This window comes from Ammoniphilus soli, from assembly GCF_040813775.1.
In genome coordinates this window covers 1-519 of record NZ_JBEGDL010000183.1, presented here as the reverse complement: position 1 = coordinate 519, position 519 = coordinate 1, and the positions used below count along the sequence as shown (strand labels likewise).

General features: G+C 49.3%; 1 pseudogene. It reads right to left on the bottom strand.

Features of this window, described 5'->3' with window-relative positions:
- Nucleotides 1-519 (bottom strand): annotated as a pseudogene (locus tag ABLT31_RS39165) (glycine/sarcosine/betaine reductase complex component C subunit beta); the annotation flags it as partial.

The following is a 519-nucleotide window of genomic DNA, read 5'->3' as shown; positions in this document are numbered from 1 at the left end:
GGACGAGACCTGCAGCTACTACAACCGCGTGGGCCGGAGCGCAGCAGAAGGATTTGATATCCGATCCTGTTGCATTTTGGCATCCTGCCAGCTCGGCAATGGATTTCGCCATATTTCCGCCTCCGCGCTGATAGCGATCGCCAACCGCTTCCTCATCGCAGCCAATGACATAATCCACTTGATCAGGAGTTACGCCAAATGCGCTTAGCGCGTGACGCATGGCTACAACACCGGAGGCTTTGTTGCACAAGTTTTCCAAGATGATGTCTCCCGTTAAGTTGTGATCCTCTTCATGTCCCGTTGCCACATAGCCAATCAGCTGCGTTTTATTGACATGCAAGGGAACCGCCAATCCTTCACCAATTTTTTCTTCGATGCTTGCCAGGCTTACCCCATTGCCTAAACGTTCAATATCACTGGCTTTGATCAGGGGATGCTGTTCAAGCTTGAATTTGACCTCGGATAAAAATCCTTGCTCTAATTGTACAAGGTTAAATTCATCCGAGATTTTCAGCCAGC